Source organism: Segatella cerevisiae (assembly GCF_024054555.1).
GTDB lineage: Bacteria > Bacteroidota > Bacteroidia > Bacteroidales > Bacteroidaceae > Prevotella > Prevotella cerevisiae.
The window spans coordinates 60957-82636 of record NZ_JAMXLY010000011.1 but is presented as its reverse complement, the minus strand read 5'-3'; the positions used below and the strand labels follow the sequence as shown (position 1 = coordinate 82636).

The window sequence follows — 21680 nt, the reverse complement described above, 5'->3', positions numbered from 1 at the left end:
AGACCAACTTCTCACAGCTCTGTGACCAATTCATGATCTTCCGTAATTACGCAAAGCAAACCGCCGGACTGTTCACTAGAATTATTGCAAAGATCAGTGCATTTACTGTTCTACAGTATATCAATTATAGGAATAAACGACCTATCGGGAGAGTTAAATACGCTCTAGATTAATTCCGCCAACGGGTTTCTGTTCTTTTCTCTGATGTATCTGACCTTCTAGAAATAGACTTTCTTCGAAGTTGAAACTTACTCCTTTACTTATTCTTCTTTTTCCTTAGTAATTTCCTTCTGTCCTCAAGGGCACCTAATAAAGGAAACCTAATAGCCATAGGGGAATCTGATTCCCTCTTCCGACCTCCGTATTGTAACGGGAATAGATAATGTCGGGATTCAATCTCAGTCTGCCCTGCGCCTTGGCGTCACAGACCTTAAACTTCAACTTTCCATCTACGATGAAATAATGTCCTTTAGGTCCGATATTCACAGTATGATCTTTCCATAATGCATTGATAAAGAAAGTCTCCATGAGTTTCGACGTCTCTATTGTGACCGGGTAAATGGCATACATCAGATTTGAGTTCTGCATCATTACCATTGCCGGTTTCTTGGGAAACTTCTGTCCTTGAGGATATATGATATTAATCAGCCGGGCATCAGAAAGATATTTGATATAGTTCATGACAGTAGCTCGGCTCGTCTTGATGTCTTCTGCGAGTTGACTGATATTCGGTGCCTTGGGTCCGCTTACAGCCAAAAGGTAAAACAGTTTTTTGATCTTTACAAGATACTTCAATTCGATCTGTTTGATGAAGAGGATGTCCACTTCAGTCATCATATTCATCGTCTTCAGCAGATTCTCAGAGAAATCCCTGTGCTCCAAGAAGAAAGGGTAAAACCCATGGTGGATATAGTCCTGGAAGTACTTGATGGGACTCACCTCAGGTAAGATCTCTTTGATGATATGTTCGTGATTTGACAGAATTTCATCCAAAGAATAAGGATGAAAGTGGTTGCCGGTCTGTAGATTGAGGAATTCCCGGAAAGAAAATCCCCAAAGGTCGTAGCTCTTGACGATGCCCTTCAACTCCGGGTAGTCCTCTTCAAGCCTCATGACACTGCTTCCAGTGAAAATAATCTTCAGGGTGGGATAGAGATCATAGCTTTTACGTAACTCCTTACTCCAATCCGGATGTTTGAATACTTGGTCAATCAGCAGGACCTTGCCGCCCTTCTTGACAAAGTTGCCGGCAAACTCTGTGATACTATGTCCCTGAAAATAGAAGTTGTTCATGTTTACATATAAACATCTGGGATCATTGCACCCGAACTTCTCCAAAGCATATTGCAGGAGGAAAGTCGTTTTTCCCACCCCTCTCGTACCAACAATGCCTATCATCCGGCTATTCCAGTCTATCTCATCCATTAAAGTACGTCGTACTGGTGCATGAGTATGTTCCAGAAGGTAGGTATGCGTGCGAAAGAAAGCATCTTCCATAATTCAGAGCTAATTTATCAGATTTGTCTTTAAATCAATTTTGAGTTCCTCATGCAAAGATAATACATATTTTCTAATTTGCAACCCCAAGATAGCAAAATATTTTAAATTTAGTTTTTTTTAGATTTAAATCCTCGATAGAAATTCTTATCTTTGCATTTGCTATGTTGAAATTGCATATCTTCAATCCTGAGCATGATCTTGCATTGGCTTGCAACCAATGGCAGTATACACCTCCTCCCGCTGCTCGGAAGTTGGGACGGGATCTGGGTTGGCTCCCTGTCATTTGGGCTGATGCAGGTGATTTTGTCTTGGTTGATGATGTCCGTGAGGCAGCAGATTCAGTGTCTCTTTTGCATGAGAAACTTTCACGTCGCCTGCCTTCGGTGAATTTCATCACTTGCCAGTCTCAGGAATTCAAGAAACTGACATATTATGATCGGGAGTTTGCCGAGACAAATGGTTTTGTACAACTGTCTCATCCTGTAGACCCGTGGGGATGGGACAGGTCTGTGATCAGACAACTGTTCCGCTCTTCAATAACAGAGGCTTATGTTTCGTCCGAATCTGCGACGGCGGAGGGCGGGCAATTCCTTTTCAATGAGCAATGGATACGAGACTTGTCTTCCAGACAGCATTGGTGTACGCTCCTTCAACAGAACGTCGTTGAGGTAGGGAACAAACAGGATTTGGCAGCCCGTATCGGAGATCTCGGGGGAAAGGCAGTGCTGAAAACCCCTTGGAGCAATGCCGGTAGGGGAATCCGTTTTGTCGATTATTCGCATTCAACGGCTCTTCCGACCATATCGTTCCCTTGTCTGGTAGAACCTTTCTATCAGAAAGTGATGGACTTTGCCCTGGAGTTTGAAATGAAAGACGACGGCACTGTCCATTATCTAGGATTGAACCTCTTTCAGACTAAAGGTGCTTCTTACGTGGGTAATATCTTGGCGACTGAAGAAGAGAAAGAACAGATACTGTGTGAGTGGATGCCGGTCGAGAGTTTGAGGCTTTGCAGAGAACATGTCGGCAGCATTGCATCAGAACAACTTGAGGGACATTATGTGGGACCTTTTGGAATCGACTTGATGGTCGTAAAGTCGCATCCTTCAGTTGGAGGTTCTTCAGAATATGGAATCCGCGTGTGTGAACTCAATCTTCGACGGACAATGGGACATGTTGCGCTTGCACTCTCTCGATTCGTCCATGGCTTGATGGCGGTGACCTTTGACGAAGATCACTATCATCTCGAGGTCAACGCACAATAGACGATGGCGATAGGAGGTGGAACGTAGAACACTGATCCGGTAAGGATATTTCTAATGACCGAAAATCTTAATTTTAGACTATGAAACACAATCGATTTATCTTTTCTCAACTATGAAATAGAATTTTCTTTTGACTTGGTATTTGGTCTAAAGGGACCATTGGAGGAATATCTGATTTTAGACCTTTGCTGATTGGTATAAGTGCATCTTAAACTTTAAGATAAAACACATATTCTTCTATACAATAGTACCTTATAACTTGATCAAATAAACTGATTCGCTCCCTTCATGTATGAGCGTATAGAACCTGAGAAACATGAAAACAAACACAGAAATTCAACTGTATCCTTTTCTTCGAATAGCCGGGATATTGGTCATTGGCATTCTGGCAGGGAAACTCTCCTATGGTAAGATATCTGCCGACTTTTGGTTGTCTGTGACCTTGACCTTCTTGTTGCTGTCCATGGGGCTTTCCTATCTGCCTTTTCATTTCAGAAGACAATCCCACTCAAGCCCTGTCTATCCTGCCGTCTTTCAAACTTGTTGTATTTTCGCCACTGTTTTTGTACTTGGAGCATGGAACTGTGTGATGACCTTGCAAACTCACCAATTGGCACGAGTTGGTGAAAGAGTCCATTGCCATGCCGTATTGCTTACACCTCCTGTACAACACGGAAAGGTCGTGCGTGGTGATCTGATAATGACCGACGGTCCCTTTAAGGGGAAGAAAGTACGAGCCAGTTTCCTGAATACACCTTCAACTCTGAAAGAAGGCGCAGACGCATCTCTGTTGCAAGTAGGTGAAGGTTTGGAGACCGTTTTGTATATGGATGATACGACCAAAGGCAGGCAAAAGGGAAACTTTGACTATCCGTTATGGCTGAAAACCCACGGTTTCATCGGAACTGTTTTCCTGATGCCTTCAGATTGGAAAAGCACGACTGTCAGTTTGTCCGGACTTTCTGTTTATCAGCGTACCGTCCTGGCTGCTCTTCAATTGCGTCAGAAACTGATTAAGAAAGGTATAAGACTGGAGCAGGACGGACAAGATGAGGCTGTTATCGAGGCTATGGCATTGGGGGAGGAATCAGGTATCTCCAAATCCACTACAGAAGCCTATTCTATTTCAGGTGCCTCTCATATCCTCTCTCTCAGCGGATTGCATTTAGGTATCATCTACGGGATTCTGGCGTTTTTCTTAGGAGGAAGGAATCGTTGGTGGAATCAGGTGCTGATATTATTGGCGATATGGAGTTTTGTCGTTTTGGTAGGATCAGGCCCGAGTGTCGTCAGGTCAGCGATGATGATTTCCATCTATGCGCTGGTGTCTTTATTGAACAGAGATAAATTCAGTTTGAACAGTTGGGCGCTGGCTCTGTTCGTGATGTTGATGACTAACCCGCTGTTTCTGTTTGACATCGGTTTTGAAATGTCCTTCCTGGCAGTTTGGGGAATCCTATTGGGAATCCGGCTTTTCCCTCTTCCTCCAGAAACAAGGACGAAGAGAGCTTTGGTTCGAAAGGTGACCGTCTGGGGATGGGGATTTCTAATAACATCCCTTTCTGCCCAGTTGTGGACCTTCCCTCTGGTCATTTATTATTTCGGAAGGTTCTCCTGCTATTTCCTATTGACGAATTTGGTGGTTATTCCAGTTTCTACTGCATTGCTCTATCTTGTTGCAGGCGGCTTTGCCTTGTCACTTTGGGATACAGCAGCAGATTGCCTTTTCAGAATGGCTGATCTGATGGCAGGGCTACTTAACCGTACTGTGGCATGGGTCGCTTCATTACCGGGGGCTTCCATAGAAGGCCTCAGCATTGATAATGCACAACTCGTGTTGATTTATATTGTTATCATGGGATTATTTACTTTGTTTTTTGTAACTTTGCGACCGCAATGAGATATTTTATCACTTTTGCATACGACGGTACAAACTATCATGGCTGGCAGATACAACCTAACGGTATATCTGTGCAGGAACGATTGAACGAGAGTTTGTCGACGTTGCTTAGGAAGGCAGTTGAAACTGTGGGCGCAGGACGTACTGATGCAGGCGTGCATGCCCGGATGATGGTGGCACACTTTGATTGGCCGGACGAACTGGACTGTGGGCGCTTGCTTTATCGCTTGAACAGAATACTGCCGTGGGATATCTCCGTGAGTAATATCCAACTTGTTCCGGAGGAACTCCATGCCCGTTTTTCTGCCAAGTCTCGTTTATACCGGTACTACATCCACCAGAAAAAGAATCCTTTCCTGAAAAGATATTCTTGGGAAGTTCATTATCCTCTTGATTTCAGTAAAATGAATGAGGCTGCAGCAATGTTGCTTGGAGAGAAAGACTTTGCCTGTTTCTGCAAAGCAGGAGGAAATCAGAACAATACTTTTTGCCATGTCACGGAAGCGCATTGGGATCAGGTGGGAGAGCAATGGATCTTTACAATCCGTGCTAACCGTTTCTTGAGAAATATGGTCAGAGCTGTCGTCGGGACTATGGTCAACGTGGGGCGGCATCTGATAACTCTCGATGATTTCGAACAGATATTGGTAAAAGGTTCCAGAAGTGATGCAGGGGAGAGTGTACCAGGTAACGCCTTGTTCCTGGAAGAAATAAAGTATTGATGTGCAATACGGTATGGTGCTTCATTTTAAGGCGTTCGAAGAGTATAAGATTTAGAAGGTGAGACTATAGGAAGATGGTTTCTGTGCCTGATCGCCTTGCAAAAGGAAGCCCTCCTAATAATTCGGGAATATCTATCCTGCGTCACGAGATACGGGAGGAATGAATAAAAAAGATAATAAAAATGATGTGGCTGATATTGGCTTTTATCTCTGCCGCCTTGTTGGGATTCTATGATTCTTTCAAGAAAGAGGCTTTACGCGACAATGCGGTAATTACAGTGCTCTTTCTCAACACGCTCTTTTGCTCCGTGATCTTCATTCCTCTCATCCTACTGTCACATTATACAAATGTTCTCAACGGCAGTGTCCTGCATGTGGCAGATGGAGGCTGGGAAGTGCAAAAATATGTCGTCTTGAAGAGTTGCATCGTCTTGTCGAGTTGGATATTCGGCTATTTCGGCATGAAGCACCTGCCCCTGACCATTGTCGGACCTATCAACGCCACGCGACCTGTGATGGTCCTTGTCGGAGCGTTGATCGTGTTCGGGGAAGTTCTGAATCTTTACCAGTGGATTGGTGTGGCACTGGCTGTCACCTCCTTCTTCATGCTTTCCAGAAGCGGCAGGCGTGAAGGGATTGATTTCAGGCATAACAAATGGATCTTTTGTATCGTGATAGCTGCCGTCCTTGGGGCTGTCAGCGGACTTTATGACAAGTATTTGATGGCAAAACCTGAAAACGGAGGACTCGGACTTGACCGAATGTTGGTGCAAGGTTGGTATAACATCTATCAGATGCTGATGATGGCAGTCGTCCTCCTTTTTGCAGTCTTCAAACCGCTGTCCCGTTTTCGAAAGGGAAAGGTCTTGTTCCCTCAGACGGCTTTTCATTGGGACTGGGCAATTCCGTGGATATCTGTTTTCTTAAGCGCAGCTGATTTCATCTATTTCTATGCCCTGTCTCTACCGGGGGCTATGATATCTATCGTATCCATGATCCGGAGAGGAAGTGTCATCGTCAGTTTTCTGTTCGGCGCAGCAATATTCCATGAAAAAAACTTGAAAGCAAAGGTCGTCGATCTGATCTTGGTCCTTTTGGGAATGGTATTCCTGTATATCGGTTCGAAATAGTTGTCTTCAGAAAACAGAGAAGGCGTTTTGTGTGGAATCGGAAGATAGAGAAATCGGCAGGATTAATGAAAGAATCTTCTGGCAATATTAGGGCGTATACTGGTTAAAAATGATAGAATTTCTTTATTTTCTTTGCAATACGCTTGAAATATTGTATTTTTGCAGAGATATTGTTCAATAGAATTCATTATGCAAAATATCTTTAAAGGTTTGGGTATAGCCTTAATTACTCCGTTCCTACAGGATGGTAGTGTGGACTACCGCACTCTGAAAAAGCTTGTGGAATATCAACTCGACAATGGTGCTGATTTCCTTTGTATCCTGGCTACAACTGCAGAAACACCTTGTCTGACACGTGAAGAAAAGGATAAGATTACGGAACTCGTCAAAGAAGTCAATCACGGTCGTGTGAAAATCCTGAAATATTGTGGGGGGAACAATACCTCTGCAGTCATTGATGAAATCAAGTCTAGTGACTGGTCGGGTATTGACGGTATCTTGAGTATCTGCCCTTATTACAATAAACCGTCACAGGAAGGGTTATACCAGCACTTTAAAGCAATTGCCAAAGTCAGTCCTTTACCACTTGTCATGTACAATGTCCCCGGGCGCACCGGTGTGAATATGAAAGCGGAGACGCAGGTCAGATTGGCTAATGACTGCCCAAATATCGTCGCTGTCAAAGAGGCTTCAGGATCACTGGAACAAATCGATGAGATCATCAAGAATAAACCTGCAGACTTCGATGTCATCAGTGGCGATGATGCCTTGACTTTTTCTATGATTGCCAGTGGAGCAGTCGGCGTAATCAGTGTGATCGGGAATGCTCTGCCTAAAGAATTCTCCCGTATGATTCGCCTGGAATTCAATGGCGAATACAAATCTGCCCGCATCATCCATCACCGGTTTACAGAATTGTACAAACTGCTTTTTGTTGACGGCAATCCTGCAGGTGTGAAGGCTCTATTGAACGATATGGGTTTCATCAATAACGTATTGCGTCTGCCACTGGTTCCGACGACTATCAAGACCAAGGAGCGGATGGCGGAAATATTGAAGGAACTCCGGCAATAACTTTCTTGCCGTTTTCCGTTTTCTGGAATCTCATTATTAAAGTTCAGAATATGACAGAAGAGACTAAAAAAGTCATTCATGAAGTTACTCCTCTTATGTCTAAGGACGTACTTTATATTGCTGACCGCCACAAGAAAGAATTCACTTATCCTCTACATAATCATGATGCATGTGAATTGAATTTTGTAGAGGGGGCTTCAGGTGTACGGCGCATTGTCGGAGATTCCCAGGAGATGATAGGGGATTATGACCTCGTCCTGATCACTTCCGGTCAACTGGAGCATGTCTGGGAACAGTACAAGTGCAAAAGTAAGGATATTCATGAGATTACCATCCAGTTTGATTTCGATTATGGTGAGGATACCATTTTCGGCCGCCACCCTTTGGCGCCTATAGCCCGTATGCTAAATGAAGCCAGGAAAGGCATCAGCTTTCCTTTGAAGGCAATCATGAAAGTTTATCAGATGTTGACGGGACTGAGCCAGATCAGGGATGGTTTCTATGCCGTTAGGGAATTCCTGACGATACTGTATGAATTGTCTAAGACAGAAGGTGCCAAGACTTTGGCTACGACCAGTTATGCTAAAGTTATGGTGGAAGATGATTCCCGGAGAGTGTTGAAAGTGAAAGACTATATCTCCCACAATTATATGGATGACCTCCGCCTTCCGATGTTGGCTGATTTGGCTGGAATGAGCCCCAGTGCATTTAGCAGGTTCTTCAAATTGCATACGGGGCGTAATTTAAGTGAATACATCATTGACATGAGACTCGGATATGCCACCCGGCAATTGCTGGATACCACTAAAAGTGTCAGTGAGATAAGTTTTGATTGCGGCTTCAATAACCTTAGTAATTTCAATCGGATTTTCAAACGCAAAAAGGGTTGCTCACCCAGTGAATTCAGAGCCTATTACCATAAAACGAGGATTATCGTATAAAGACATATCCTCTTTCTTATCCAAAAGACCCTGAAAAGCATAGTATCATGTAGTAAAAGGCATCGCGAAACAGGAATTCCACCTTCTCTTTGCCTCTAATAAAATGAGTTGGGTAAACTCTTCCTTAAATTGGTTTCACTTATCAAACAATGACAATGAAACGAACTGTGATCAAGTTTTTTTATTTATCTTTCCTCAACTGAAAAATAGGAGTATACTTTATTTCAAACGTATTTGTCCTTTCCGAGTTCACCATAGCACTAATATGGGGGAATAGATTTACTGTAAAAATATCAGGTTGTGATTTCCCCCGCTATCGATTGCGACATCATGATTCGGACCATGTGAAAATCCGTATACCTTGCCTGTAAATACATCAGTTTGGTGATTGCGGCCTCTACCGTACTGTCATGTCCGCTGATCACACCAGCCTGTTGGAGTTGGTAGCCTGTATCATAACGGCTCATTTCTACACTTCCACTGATGCACTGGCTCACATTGACGATGATGACTCCTCTTGAAGAAGCTTCTTTCAACAGCCGCAAAATCCATTGCACATGGGGAGCGTTGCCACTTCCGAAACTTCTCATGACGATGCCTTTCAAGTGAGGGTGATCCAGAATGTGGCGCATGATACTCTCTTCTATTCCGGGAAACAAACTGAAGACGATGACGTTGGTATCCATCCTGTAATGAGGTATCATCGGTTTGGAATAATCGGGTTGTAAGATGTGGTGTCTGTGAAAGGAGAAATTGACCCCCGCCTCACAGAGATGCGGATAATTGAAGGAATCGAAAGCGTTGAATCCGTCTGCCGCAATTTTCGTAGCCCTGTTGCCTCTGATGAGTCTCTGACTAAAATAGATGCAGACCTCAGGAACTTCGGGAGTCCCATCCAGGCGACGTGCACCGGCAATTTCTATACTCGTGAGTACATTCTCTTTTCCGTCCGTCCTCAGGAGTCCCATAGGAAGTTGACTGCCGGTCAGGATAACAGGTTTCGTAAGGTTTTCCAGCATAAAACTCAAGGCTGATGCTGTGTAAGCCATTGTGTCTGTGCCGTGGAGAATGACAAAACCGTCATGGTCAGGATAATTGGAAGAAATAATGTGGACGAGTTGTGCCCAGTTTTGAGGGTTCATGTCCGAAGAATCGATAGGTGGCGTAAACTGATAAATATCAATATCTGCATCCACATCTTTCAGTTCCGGCATAGATTCTCCCAAGTGGTTGAAATCGAGGGGCTCCAAAGCTCCAGTTTGTGAGTTCCTCCCCATGCCTATTGTCCCACCAGTATAGATGAGAAGAACTTTACTTTTTTTCCCGTTATTCATGTCTGTTACCCTTATCTGACATATCTGATTACTATTGAATGAGTTCTCGCAATCGTTTGCGTTAGTTTGCGTTGCAAATATAATGCAAAATTTCCGGAATACAAAGGAATTCGCTATATTTGCATGAGTATCTTGAAACTTAAAAACAAATTATTCTATTATGAAACAATTTATGGACGAAGACTTCCTGTTGCAGAACGATGTGGCAAAGGACCTTTTTCACAATCATGCGGCCAAGATGCCGATTATCGATTACCATTGCCATTTGATTCCCCGGATGGTGGCAGAGGACTATCACTTCAAGAATATTGCTGAGCTCTGGCTCGGAGGTGACCATTATAAATGGCGTGCAATGCGTGCAAACGGTGTGCCTGAGAAATACTGTACGGGCGATGCTCCTGATTGGGAGAAATTCGAGAAGTGGGCTGAAACAGTTCCTTATACTTTCCGTAATCCTCTTTACCACTGGACACACCTGGAACTGAAGACGGCTTTCGGAATCACTAAATTGCTGAGTCCGAAAACTGCCCGTGAGATCTATGATGAGTGCAATGAGAAATTGAAATTGCCCGAGTTCGGTGCCCGTGGTTTGATGCGCCATTATCATGTGGAATGTGTTTGTACGACAGATGATCCTATAGATGACCTGCGCTATCATAAGAAGACACGTGAGAGTGGTTTCGAAATCAAAATGCTGCCTGCTTGGCGGCCCGACAAGGCGATGAATATCGAAAAACCGGATTACGCTGATTATATCAAGAAACTCGGTGAGGTCAACAATACGAATATCACCACCTTTAAGGAAATGATAGATGCACTTCAGAAACGGCATGATTTCTTTACCGCCAACGGTTGTAAATTGAGTGATCATGGCGTGGAGGAATTCTACGATGATCCGTACACGGATTCTCAGATCGAGATTATCTTCGAGAAAGCGATGCGCAAGCAGCACCTTGCCGTAGAAGAGGTCCGTCAATACAAGCATGCTTTCCTGAAAGTCTGCGGCGAAATGGATGCTGATGCCGGTTGGACACAACAGTATCACTATGGAGCAATCCGTGACACCAATACTTTGATGTATAAGCAACTCGGTCCTGATACCGGTTTTGATTCTATCGGACAGTTTAATACAGCTAAGGCTATGGCCCATTTCCTCAATGAACTGAATGTGGAGGGAAAACTGACACGGACAATCTTGTATTGCCTGAATCCTTGTGACAATGATATGGTAGCCTCGATGATCGGCAACTTCCAAGGCGATGAACCCGGAAAGATGCAATTCGGTTCCGGCTGGTGGTTCAATGATCAGTTGGACGGTAATACCAAACAGATCAATGCTCTTTCCAATTTAGGAATCTTAAGTCGTTTTGTAGGGATGCTGACAGACAGCCGTTCTTTCCTGAGTTATCCTCGTCATGAATATTTCCGTCGTCTGCTTTGTAATATTCTCGGTACCGATGTAGAGCAAGGATTGCTGCCGAATGACCATGATGCCCTTGTACGCATGGTAGAAGATATATCCTATAACAATGCACGTAGGTATTTCAAGTTTTATTAAGGTAAAGGCACCATTGGCAACTCAATCTTTTTCCTGATGGCGATGCTGGAAGGGAATGTGCTGCGATGGTGCTGAACAGAAAAGAGAAGAGGGGAATGGGGCTTGGACTCCATTCCCCTCTGATGTTATGACCGGTGTCTGTTTCGATTCTTGCGGCTCTGTTCCCTGCCGGACCTGAGCACGGAGGGTAAAATCAGGTTAGACTCATTTCAAACCATTTATTCACATAAATTTTCAGTCTTTATCCTTTTCTTCCTTTTCTCCTAATCTCCTTTAATTTATAGACTAAAAATTTGTTGTTTCGAAAAATAAGGCGTAATTTTGCAAAGATTAAAACGAAATTTTTTACTAGAGAATGAAAAAGTTGATCTGTTTGGCACTTTCCTGCATGGCTATGGTAATGGTTCTGACATTAGATAGTTGTGGCAGTGCGAAAGGAGTTGCTTATTTTCAGAATGCTGATTCTGTGAGTTTGGCTGCGTCTAAAGTTTTATATGATGCCAAAATTATGCCAAAGGACCAGTTGACAATTACGGTAAATGCGACGAATCCGGAGGCTGCGGCCCCCTTTAACCTTTCTGTTTCCGCGACAATTGGTACGAGCGGTCAGTTGAATACCGGTTCAGGAGGCAACCTGCAGGGCTATCTTGTAGACAATGACGGTAATATCAATTTCCCTATTGTCGGTAGTTTGCATGTCGCAGGATTGACGAAAGACGAGTGCGAAAACATGATCAAGGACAAGATCATGCCCTATATGGCAAAAACTGAAAAGCCTATCGTGACAGTTCGAATGGCGAGTTATCGCGTGACGGTTTTAGGTGAAGTGAAGAATCCTGGTGTCGTACAAGTGCCTACAGAGAAGATGAGTGTACTTGAAGCCATTGCACAGGCTGGCGATCTGACCATTTATGGTCTGCGTAATAACGTCATGCTGATTCGGGAGGCTGCTGACGGGGAGAAATCCATCCACCGGCTCAACCTGAATGATGCCAACCTGATCAATTCCCCTTATTATTATTTACAACAGAATGATATCCTTTATGTACAGCCTAATGGCGTGCAGGCAAAGAATTCGGCAATAGGTAGTTCTACTACCATTTGGTTCTCACTTGTTGGCATTGTCACCTCTGTGGCTTCTCTGATTGTCAATATCCTGCGGAATTAATTTGCCCGGCAATAGATTATTTTATTCAGTAATAGTTTATGTGTGGTATTGTTGGTTATCTAGGAAAGAGACAGGCCTATCCGATTCTGATAAAAGGATTGAAACGGCTTGAATATCGAGGCTATGACTCTGCGGGAGTTGCACTGATCAATCCTAAAGGAGCCCTGAACGTCTATAAGACCAAGGGCAAAGTTTCTGATTTGGAAACACTCTGTGAGGACAAGGATATCTCCGGGTGCATGGGTATCGCACATACACGTTGGGCCACACATGGAGAACCGTCGACGGTAAATGCACATCCCCAATTGTCCGAATCCAAGAATCTGGCCATTATCCATAACGGTATCATCGAAAACTATATTCAGATCAAGAACAATCTGCTCGCCAAGGGGATGCATTTCTCCAGTGATACGGATACGGAAGTACTCATCAACCTGATCGAATATATTCAACTCAAAAAGCATCTGGACCTGTTGACAGCAGTTCAGATTGCCCTTCGACAGGTGATAGGCGCCTATGCCATCGCCATTGTCGACAAGCATTGCCCTGACCAGATCATCGCTGCCCGCAAGGCAAGTCCGTTGGTCGTGGGAATAGGCAAGAACAAAGACGAGTTTTTCCTGGGCTCTGATGCCAGTCCCATTATCGAATATACGGATAAAGTGGTCTATCTCAATGACGAGAATATCGCTGTTATGAAACTCGGTCAGGATTTGAAGGTTGTGGATATCCATAACCTGAAACTTAACCCTGAGATACAGACCGTAGACCTTGATCTGGGACAGATCGAAAAGGGAGGTTTCCCTCATTTTATGCTGAAGGAAATCTTCGAGCAACCCGAATGCCTGAAAAATTGTATGCGCGGCCGTATAGTCAACCGAATTGTTGAGACGACAGCCGTCAGTGACGGCAAGAGCGCACCTACGACTAAAGAGACGGAGATGGGTATCGTGCTGAGTGCAATCACAGACCATAAAGAAGAACTGGTGAATGCCAAGCGCATCATCATCGTGGCTTGTGGTACATCCTGGCACGCCGGTCTGATAGGCAAGCAACTCTTGGAGAGTTTTTGTCGCATCCCTACTGAGGTGGAATATGCGAGTGAGTTTCGCTACCGCAATCCTGTGGTCACCAAGGACGATGTCGTCATAGCCTTGAGTCAGAGCGGGGAGACAGCAGATACGCTTGCGGCCATCAAACTTGCGAAGGAGAGGGGAGCCTTTATCTTCGGGATCTGCAATGCCGTGGGGAGCAGCATTCCTCGGTTCACGGATGCAGGCACCTATATTCATGTAGGACCGGAAATAGGTGTGGCTTCTACAAAAGCCTTTACGGGTCAGATTGTAGTTCTTGTCATGCTCGCTTTGGCGATAGGCAAAGAAAGAGGAACTATCCTGAACAAGGATTATCAGGAGGTGATTAAAGAACTCTGGAACATCCCGGCGAAAATCAAGGAGGTTCTGGAACTCAATAATGAGATAGCCGATCTCAGTCGGACGTTCACTTATGCGACCAATTTCCTGTATCTTGGACGCGGCTATAGTTATCCGGTGGCTTTGGAAGGCGCTTTGAAACTGAAGGAAATCAGTTATATTCATGCTGAGGGTTATTCGGCAGCTGAAATGAAACATGGGCCGATAGCCTTGATAGATTCAGATATGCCTGTCGTGGTGATCGCTCCTCACGATGCGATGTATGCAAAGATCCTATCCAATATCCAAGAGATAAAAGCCAGAAAGGGAAGGATCATCGCCATTGTCACCAAAGGGGATGAAACCATATCGAAGATCGCAGATGAGGTGATCGAACTCCCGCTTACGATAGAGTGTCTGGAGCCTTTGTTGGCGACGATACCTTTACAACTCTTGGCTTATCACGTGGCAGTTTGCAAGGGTAAGAATGTTGACCAGCCCAGGAATCTGGCTAAATCGGTCACGGTGGAATAAAGTGTATATATAATAAGGTGTGATAATGAACTGTTGCTCTGTCAAGAGAACAGAATAGATAATGCTTTAAAATAAAAAGGAGATTGCTCACAGATGGAAAAAGAAATTCATGAAGATTGTGGCGTGGCATTGATCCGCCTGCTTCAACCTTTGGAATACTATCAGAAAAAGTATGCTTCTTGGATGTATGGGCTCAACAAACTTTATCTGATGATGGAGAAGCAGCATAACCGTGGTCAGGAAGGTGCGGGTATGGCTTGTGTCAATCTGGACTCTCAGCCCGGTCATGAATATATGTTCCGGGAACGGGCTGAAGGCAGCAATGCCATTACGGAAATTTTCAGCCACGTGACTCAGACTTTCCATAGCATACCACCAGAATTGCTGACAGACGTGAGTTATGCAGAACAAAACCTTCCTTTTGCGGGACAACTTTATATGGGCCACCTTCGGTATTCTACTACCGGAAAGAGTGGCCTTTCTTATGTCCATCCTTTTCTGAGAAGGAACAATTGGAAAGCGAAGAACCTGTGTATCTGCGGGAATTTCAATATGACGAACGTAGATGAGATCTTCAAGAAACTGACGGATCAAGGTCAGTGCCCGCGGATATACAGTGATACTTACATCCTCTTGGAACTGATGGGACATCGCCTGGACCGGGAGGTGGAACGTAATTTCGTCAAGGCAAAGGCGATGGGACTGACAGACAGAGACATCACCAACTATATCGAAGATCATATCGAGATCAGCAACGTCCTTAAAAGTTCGATGAAGGACTTTGACGGCGGTTTTGTCATCAGCGGACTGACCGGATCAGGAGAGATGTTCGCGATGCGTGACCCCTGGGGTATCAGACCTGCCTTCTATTACAAGAACGACGAAATCATTGTATTGGCCTCTGAGCGCCCTGTCCTTCAGACGACCTTTGACCTGGAATGTGAAGACGTCAAAGAACTCCGCCCCGGTGAAGCCCTGATCGTCAATAAGGATGGTCAATGTCACCTGAAGCAGATACTGGAACCAAAGGGCGACAGCGCCTGTTCTTTCGAGCGGATTTATTTCAGTCGCGGCTCTGACAGGGATATCTATAAAGAGCGGAAACAACTCGGACAGCAATTGGTCGAACCGATCATCAACGCACTTAACGGAGATGTCGATCATACCGTTTTCGGTTATATCCCGAATACTGCGGAGGTCGCCTATTACGGTATGCTCGATGGTTTCAAGGACTATCTGAATGAGAGGAAAATCAAACAGATTGAGAACCTTTCCCATGTTCCAACTCATGAAGAACTCGTAAAGATCCTCGATAATTATATCCGGTCGGAGAAGGTGGCATGGAAAGACATCAAATTGCGGACCTTCATTACAGAGGGGAATACCCGGAATGACTTGGCAAGTCATGTCTACGATATCACTTACGGGAGTTTGAAACCTCATGAAGATAATCTGGTCATCATTGATGACAGTATAGTCCGGGGGACGACACTGAGAGAGAGTATTCTCAGGATCCTTGACCGGTTGCACCCTAAGAAGATCGTTGTCGTATCGAGTGCCCCTCAGATCCGATACCCAGATTACTATGGTATTGATATGCCGAGGCTGGAAGAATTCTCAGCCTTCCGGGCAACGGTCCAGTTGATTAAGCACCGGGGAATGGAACAACTGATTGCCTCTACTTATGAGGCTTGTAAAAAAGAACTGAGCAAGCCCAAAATAGAGATGCGCAATGCCGTGCGGGATATTTATGCACCTTTCACTGTGGAAGAAATCAACCGTGAGATGGTGGATATGCTTCGCCCTGAAGGTATGAAAACGCCGATTGAAATCGTGTATCAGAGTTTGGATGGCCTTCATAAAGCCATCCCTGAGCATCGTGGCGACTGGTATTTCTCCGGCAAATATCCTACGCCGGGAGGTACAAAATGCTGCTTGCAAGCCTTTATCAATTATGTGGAAAATTCCAAAGGTATGGCTTGAGCGAGCTGGGAGTGTTGAAAGTGTGTCGGAGAGATTCTGACAGATGAGTTGTAGATATTAAGGAGAGATTTGATTTATTGTAAGTGAAGATGCCACCCTGTAGATGAGATACAAATAGAATATAGAGGGGAAAGGTTTTTGTGTGCAGTAATGAAAGACCTCTCAATCAGATAAGATGGTCATGGACCTGAAAAAGAAAAATGGTAAGTGAAAAATCTTAGCAACAGTTTATATAAATGAAGAACGTAACATTAGTTTTGTCAGACGGTACTAAATTTCACGGAAAGAGCTTTGGATACGATGCTCCTGTAGCCGGTGAGGTCGTATTCAATACAGCGATGATGGGTTATCCGGAGAGTCTCACCGACCCTTCCTACGCCGGTCAGATGCTTGTCATGACTTTTCCGCTTGTAGGAAATTATGGCGTACCTCCTTTCACCTTTGAAAAGAATGGCCTGCCTACTTTTATGGAAGGCAGCAGGATTTATGTTTCAGCATTGATCGTAAGCGACTACAGTGTGCAATACAGTCATTGGAATGCCGTGGAGAGCCTTGCTGATTGGTTGAAACGTGAACACGTGCCCGGTATTACAGGCATAGATACTCGTGAGTTGACAAAAATATTGCGATCTCATGGTGTGATGATGGGTAAGATACTCTTTGATGATGAACCTGATCGTGTGCCAGATGCCAATTACGAGGGTGTCAATTTCGTGGATCAGGTGAGTACGAAAAAGATCATCAAATACAATGAAGGCGGCGGCAAGAAAGTCGTTCTGGTTGATTGTGGCGTAAAGGCGAACATTATCCGTTGCCTGATCGACCGTGGACTCGAAGTCATCCGTGTGCCTTGGAACTATGACTATACGGATATGGACTTTGACGGACTTTTCCTGGCCAATGGGCCTGGGGATCCTGACACCTGTAGTGCCGCAGTCGATATCATCCGTAAACAGATGAGCCAGAGCCGCAAACCGATTTGCGGTATTTGTATGGGGAACCAACTCCTGGGCAAGGCTGCAGGAGCTACGGTCTTCAAATTGAAATACGGCCATCGGGGACATAATCAACCGGTGCGTCTTGTCGGGACGACTAAATGCTATATCACCAGTCAGAATCACGGATTTGCCGTTGACGCGAAAACACTTGGAAGTGACTGGAAAGAACTTTTCGTGAATATGAACGATGGTTCCAATGAAGGAATCTGTCACAGGACGAATCCTTGGTTTACATCCCAGTTTCATCCGGAAGCCGATTCCGGTCCGCTGGATACAAGATTCATGTTTGATCAGTTTGTGGAATGTCTGAATGGCAAGACACCCACGTTATTGAACGCTAAATAAAAGGGTAGATCATGAAAGAGGAAAATATTAAAAAGGTTTTGGTTCTCGGTTCAGGTGCTTTGAAAATCGGTGAGGCCGGGGAGTTTGATTATTCTGGTTCACAGGCTTTGAAGGCACTTCGTGAAGAGGGTATAGAAACAGTTCTCATCAACCCGAATATTGCGACAGTCCAGACATCGGAAGGTGTGGCTGATCAAGTTTATTTCCTGCCTATTCAACCTTATTTTGTAGAAAGGGTCATCAAAAAGGAACATCCTGACTGTATCTTCTTGAGTTTTGGCGGTCAGACTGCATTGAACTGTGGCGTACGACTCGAAGAGAGTGGCGTATTGAAGAAATATGGAGTCCGTGTCTTGGGTACGCCTGTCAAGGCTATCATGGATACTGAGGACCGCGAACGCTTCGTGGAGCGTCTGGATGAAATCCATGTGAAGACCATTAAGAGCGAGGCTTGTGAAAATATCCAGCAGGCGCGTCAGGCAGCTATCGATGTCGGTTATCCTGTGATCGTCCGTGCAGCCTATGCTTTGGGTGGACTTGGCTCGGGTTTTGCCAATAACGAGACCGAACTGAACAAAATCGTAGAGAAAGCCTTCTCTTTTTCTCCCCAGGTTCTGGTAGAGAAGAGTTTGAAGGGTTGGAAGGAAATCGAATATGAGGTCGTTCGCGACCGTTATGATAATTGCATCACCGTATGTAACATGGAGAATTTCGATCCTCTGGGCATTCATACTGGTGAGAGTATCGTGATAGCGCCGTCTCAGACCTTGTCCAACAGTGAATATCATAAATTGCGTGCGCTGTCCATTCGTATCATCCGCCATATCGGAATCATCGGAGAGTGTAACGTCCAGTATGCTTTTGACCCGAATAGCGAAGACTATAGGGTCATCGAGGTCAATGCTCGTTTGAGTCGTTCTTCGGCACTTGCCTCCAAGGCTACAGGGTATCTGCTGGCTTTTGTTGCTGCCAAACTTGGGTTGGGTTATGGTCTCTTTGAATTGAAGAATTCGGTGACCAAGACGACCTCTGCCTTCTTTGAGCCTGCCCTCGATTATGTCGTGTGCAAGATCCCGCGTTGGGATTTGAGCAAGTTCAGAGGCGTTGACCGGGAACTGGGTTCGAGTATGAAGTCTGTCGGTGAAGTGATGGCTATCGGCCGGAACTTCGAGGAGGCTGTGCAGAAAGGCCTTCGCATGATCGGACAAGGCATGCACGGATTTGTAGAAAACAAGGAACTGGTGATTCCCAATATTGATGAATCGCTGAAAGAGCCTACAGATAAGCGTATCTTTGTCATCTCTAAGGCCATGCACAAGAACTATACCGTCGACCAAATCCATGAGTTGACGAAGATCGACAAATGGTTCCTGTACAAACTCAAGCATATCATCGATATTGATGAGCAGTTGAAGAAGTGCAATATCAATACTTTGGACAAGACCCTTCTGAGGACCGCAAAAGTCTATGGCTTCACTGATTTCCAGATCGCCCGTGCAGTGGGGATGGAAGAGGAGATGTCCATGAACAAGGCTCAACTCGTCGTCCGCAACCTCAGAAAGAGTTACGGCATCTTGCCTGTCGTCAAACAGATCGATACGCTTGCAGCCGAGTATCCTGCCCAGACCAATTATCTGTATTTGACTTATAGCGGCGTGGCCAGTGACATCACCTGGGTTCATGACAAACGGTCGATCATCGTTCTCGGATCAGGCGCTTACCGTATCGGCAGTTCTGTGGAATTCGACTGGTGCGGCGTACAGGCACTGAATACGATTCGTAAACAGGGGTATCATTCCGTGATGATCAATTATAATCCTGAGACGGTATCGACAGACTATGATATGTGTGACCGGTTGTATTTCGACGAATTGACTTTCGAGCGTGTGATGGATATCATCGACCTTGAATGTCCTTACGGCGTGATCATATCTACCGGCGGTCAGATCCCAAACAACCTGGCAATGCGCTTGGATGCCGTGAATGTCCCGCTATTGGGGACGGCAGCCAAAGATATCGATAGGGCCGAAGACCGTGCCAAGTTCTCGACTTTGATGAATGACCTCGGCATCAAGCAACCGGAATGGAATGCGCTCACGGATATGAAAGATGTCGACAAATTCGTCGACAAGGTAGGCTTCCCTGTTTTGGTGCGCCCTTCCTACGTGCTCTCCGGTGCGGCCATGAATGTCTGCTCCAATGAGGAAGAACTGAAACGCTTCTTGAAATTGGCAGCGAATGTCAGTGAAGATCACCCCGTCGTCATCAGTAAATTCATCGAGCATGCCAAGGAGATTGATTTCGACGGTGTTGCCCGGAAGGGTGAAGTGATGGCCTACGCCATCGGTGAGCATATCGAATTTGCCGGTGTCCACTCCGGTGATGCCACTATTGTCTTCCCGCCTCAGAAACTCTATGTGGAAACGGTCAGGAGGATTAAGCGCGTCAGTCGCCAGATCGCTGCTGCACTGCATATCAACGGACCTTTCAATGTCCAGTATATGGCGCGTGACAATGAGATCCTGGTCATCGAGTGTAACCTCAGGGCTTCACGCTCGTTCCCGTTCCATAGTAAAGTGCTCAAACTCAATCTCATCGAATTGGCGACCAAGATCATGCTGGATGTGCCTGTTCAGAAACCGAACAAGAACCTCTTTGACCTTGACTATATTGGTATCAAGGCGAGCCAGTTCTCTTTCAACCGCCTGCAAAAGGCAGATCCTGTACTGGGAGTAGATATGAGTTCCACGGGTGAGGTCGGTTGTCTGGGAGACGATTCCAATACCGCCCTCCTGAAGAGTATGCTCTCTGTAGGGCAACGTATCCCGAAGAAGACGATATTGTTGTCCACGGGTGACGCCAAGCAGAAAGCTGATATGCTCGATGCAGCCAGACAACTCGTGGAGCATGGCTATCAACTCTATGCCACTGGTGGTACGAGCAGGTATCTGTCTGAAAACGGGGTGAAGAATACGATGGTGTACTGGCCTTCCGAGAAGGGGAAAGAGCCTCAGGCATTGACGATGCTCCACCAGAAGAAGATAGACATGGTGGTCAATATCCCGAAGAATCTCACGCCTACAGAACTGACCAATGGCTATACAATACGTCGAGCTTCCATTGACTTGAATGTACCGTTGATTACAAATTCACGGTTGGCTTCTGCCTTCATCAACGCGTTCTGCAGCGTGAAACTTGATGACATCGACATCAAGGCATGGAGCGAGTACAAATAATAGACGATTCTGAGAAACTCCAGTCTCCGTTGGGGCAGAATGATGCTTCCGAACCCGGATTCAGACTTCTTCTCCTCGTCAGGAAGAACGGAGGAGCGTTATAGAAAAGACCGGGACTGATTTCACGTCAGTTCGGGTCTTTTTGATTGTTAACAGGGGATGAGCGAGTGGTACGTCCTTGGTCCCAAACACCGTATTATCTACCGATTTAGAATATTTAACTTTTGTTGCACGTTTACAAAACGTTGATATTCAGTATATTGCAAGAAAGTTACAGAGAAAGTGAAAAAAAGTTCTAAAAAGATGAGCGTCGTATTTAAAAAATACTTATCTTTGCAACGTTTTAATAAACAAATGTTGTTTTACAGATTTAAAAAGCAAAGAAAATGAAGAAATTACTTTTAATGTTCGTAGCTATCGCAGCTATCTCTTTTGCATCTTGTGGTAACAAAACAGCTAAGGCTCCTGCAACGGATTCTGACACTGTAGCCGTTGATTCTTCTGCAGCTGACACTACTGCTGCTGCTGACACAACTGCTGCTGATACAGCTGCTCCTGCTAAGTAATCAGATTACTTAAC

Annotated in this window: 15 protein-coding genes and 1 pseudogene; 14 read left to right on the top strand and 2 right to left on the bottom strand. The window is 45.1% G+C overall.

Annotation, left to right across the window (positions count from 1 at the left end; genetic code table 11):
* A pseudogene (locus NG821_RS04645) lies at positions 1-173 on the top strand (IS982 family transposase); the annotation flags it as partial.
* 133 nt (positions 174-306) lie between these two features.
* Here NG821_RS04645 and NG821_RS04640 read toward each other — a convergent pair.
* Positions 307-1497: an ATP-binding protein gene (locus NG821_RS04640; protein WP_252760492.1), complete on the bottom strand. Its 1191-nt coding sequence runs from the start codon at positions 1495-1497 to the stop codon at positions 307-309.
* A 164-nt stretch (positions 1498-1661) separates the two neighbouring features.
* On the opposite strand from NG821_RS04640, the gene NG821_RS04635 reads away from it, so the two are divergent.
* The 6 genes from NG821_RS04635 to NG821_RS04610 all read left to right on the top strand — a co-directional run bounded on the left by NG821_RS04635 (position 1662) and on the right by NG821_RS04610 (position 8532).
* Positions 1662-2765, top strand: a complete 1104-nt coding sequence (locus NG821_RS04635; RefSeq protein ID WP_252760491.1) for a hypothetical protein — start codon at positions 1662-1664, stop codon at positions 2763-2765.
* Positions 2766-3081: 316 nt separating this feature from the next.
* The gene (locus NG821_RS04630; RefSeq protein WP_252760490.1) at positions 3082-4665 is read left to right on the top strand and encodes a ComEC/Rec2 family competence protein; all 1584 of its coding nucleotides are present in this window, start codon (positions 3082-3084) and stop codon (positions 4663-4665) included.
* Positions 4662-5387: a tRNA pseudouridine(38-40) synthase TruA gene (gene truA / locus NG821_RS04625; protein WP_252760489.1), complete on the top strand. Its 726-nt coding sequence runs from the start codon at positions 4662-4664 to the stop codon at positions 5385-5387. Before NG821_RS04630 ends, truA begins: the two co-directional genes overlap by 4 nt.
* Before the next feature lie 185 nt (positions 5388-5572).
* Positions 5573-6517 carry a DMT family transporter gene (locus tag NG821_RS04620; RefSeq protein ID WP_252760494.1) on the top strand — a complete coding sequence of 315 codons (945 nt, stop codon included), beginning with the start codon at positions 5573-5575 and terminating at the stop codon, positions 6515-6517.
* A 186-nt stretch (positions 6518-6703) separates the two neighbouring features.
* Positions 6704-7591: a 4-hydroxy-tetrahydrodipicolinate synthase gene (gene dapA, locus NG821_RS04615; RefSeq protein WP_252760493.1), complete on the top strand. Its 888-nt coding sequence runs from the start codon at positions 6704-6706 to the stop codon at positions 7589-7591.
* A gap of 50 nt (positions 7592-7641) precedes the next feature.
* The gene (locus tag NG821_RS04610; protein WP_252760488.1) at positions 7642-8532 is read left to right on the top strand and encodes an AraC family transcriptional regulator; all 891 of its coding nucleotides are present in this window, start codon (positions 7642-7644) and stop codon (positions 8530-8532) included.
* Positions 8533-8825: 293 nt separating this feature from the next.
* On the opposite strand, the gene NG821_RS04605 is transcribed toward NG821_RS04610, so the two are convergent.
* Complete coding sequence (locus NG821_RS04605; protein WP_252760487.1) at positions 8826-9866, bottom strand: asparaginase; 1041 nt, start codon at positions 9864-9866, stop codon at positions 8826-8828.
* 160 nt (positions 9867-10026) lie between these two features.
* Here NG821_RS04605 and uxaC point away from each other — a divergent pair, with 160 nt between their 5' ends.
* From uxaC to NG821_RS04570, 7 genes are all read left to right on the top strand, one after another.
* Positions 10027-11424 carry a glucuronate isomerase gene (gene uxaC / locus NG821_RS04600; RefSeq protein WP_252760486.1) on the top strand — a complete coding sequence of 466 codons (1398 nt, stop codon included), beginning with the start codon at positions 10027-10029 and terminating at the stop codon, positions 11422-11424.
* Positions 11425-11779: 355 nt separating this feature from the next.
* Positions 11780-12592 carry a polysaccharide biosynthesis/export family protein gene (locus NG821_RS04595; RefSeq protein ID WP_252760485.1) on the top strand — a complete coding sequence of 271 codons (813 nt, stop codon included), beginning with the start codon at positions 11780-11782 and terminating at the stop codon, positions 12590-12592.
* A 38-nt stretch (positions 12593-12630) separates the two neighbouring features.
* Positions 12631-14538 carry a glutamine--fructose-6-phosphate transaminase (isomerizing) gene (glmS, locus tag NG821_RS04590; protein WP_252760484.1) on the top strand — a complete coding sequence of 636 codons (1908 nt, stop codon included), beginning with the start codon at positions 12631-12633 and terminating at the stop codon, positions 14536-14538.
* 93 nt (positions 14539-14631) lie between these two features.
* Entirely contained in the window at positions 14632-16521 is a 1890-nt protein-coding gene (locus NG821_RS04585; RefSeq protein WP_252760483.1) for an amidophosphoribosyltransferase, read from the top strand.
* Between the two features lie 236 nt (positions 16522-16757).
* Positions 16758-17864 (top strand): glutamine-hydrolyzing carbamoyl-phosphate synthase small subunit, encoded by a 1107-nt coding sequence (gene carA, locus NG821_RS04580; RefSeq protein WP_252760482.1) that lies wholly within the window; start codon positions 16758-16760, stop codon positions 17862-17864.
* Between the two features lie 11 nt (positions 17865-17875).
* On the top strand, positions 17876-21100 hold the full coding sequence (carB, locus tag NG821_RS04575; protein ID WP_252760481.1) for a carbamoyl-phosphate synthase (glutamine-hydrolyzing) large subunit: 3225 nt from the start codon (positions 17876-17878) through the stop codon (positions 21098-21100).
* Positions 21101-21486: 386 nt separating this feature from the next.
* The gene (locus tag NG821_RS04570) at positions 21487-21666 is read left to right on the top strand and encodes a hypothetical protein (protein ID WP_252760480.1); all 180 of its coding nucleotides are present in this window, start codon (positions 21487-21489) and stop codon (positions 21664-21666) included.
* Positions 21667-21680: the final 14 nt, after the last annotated feature.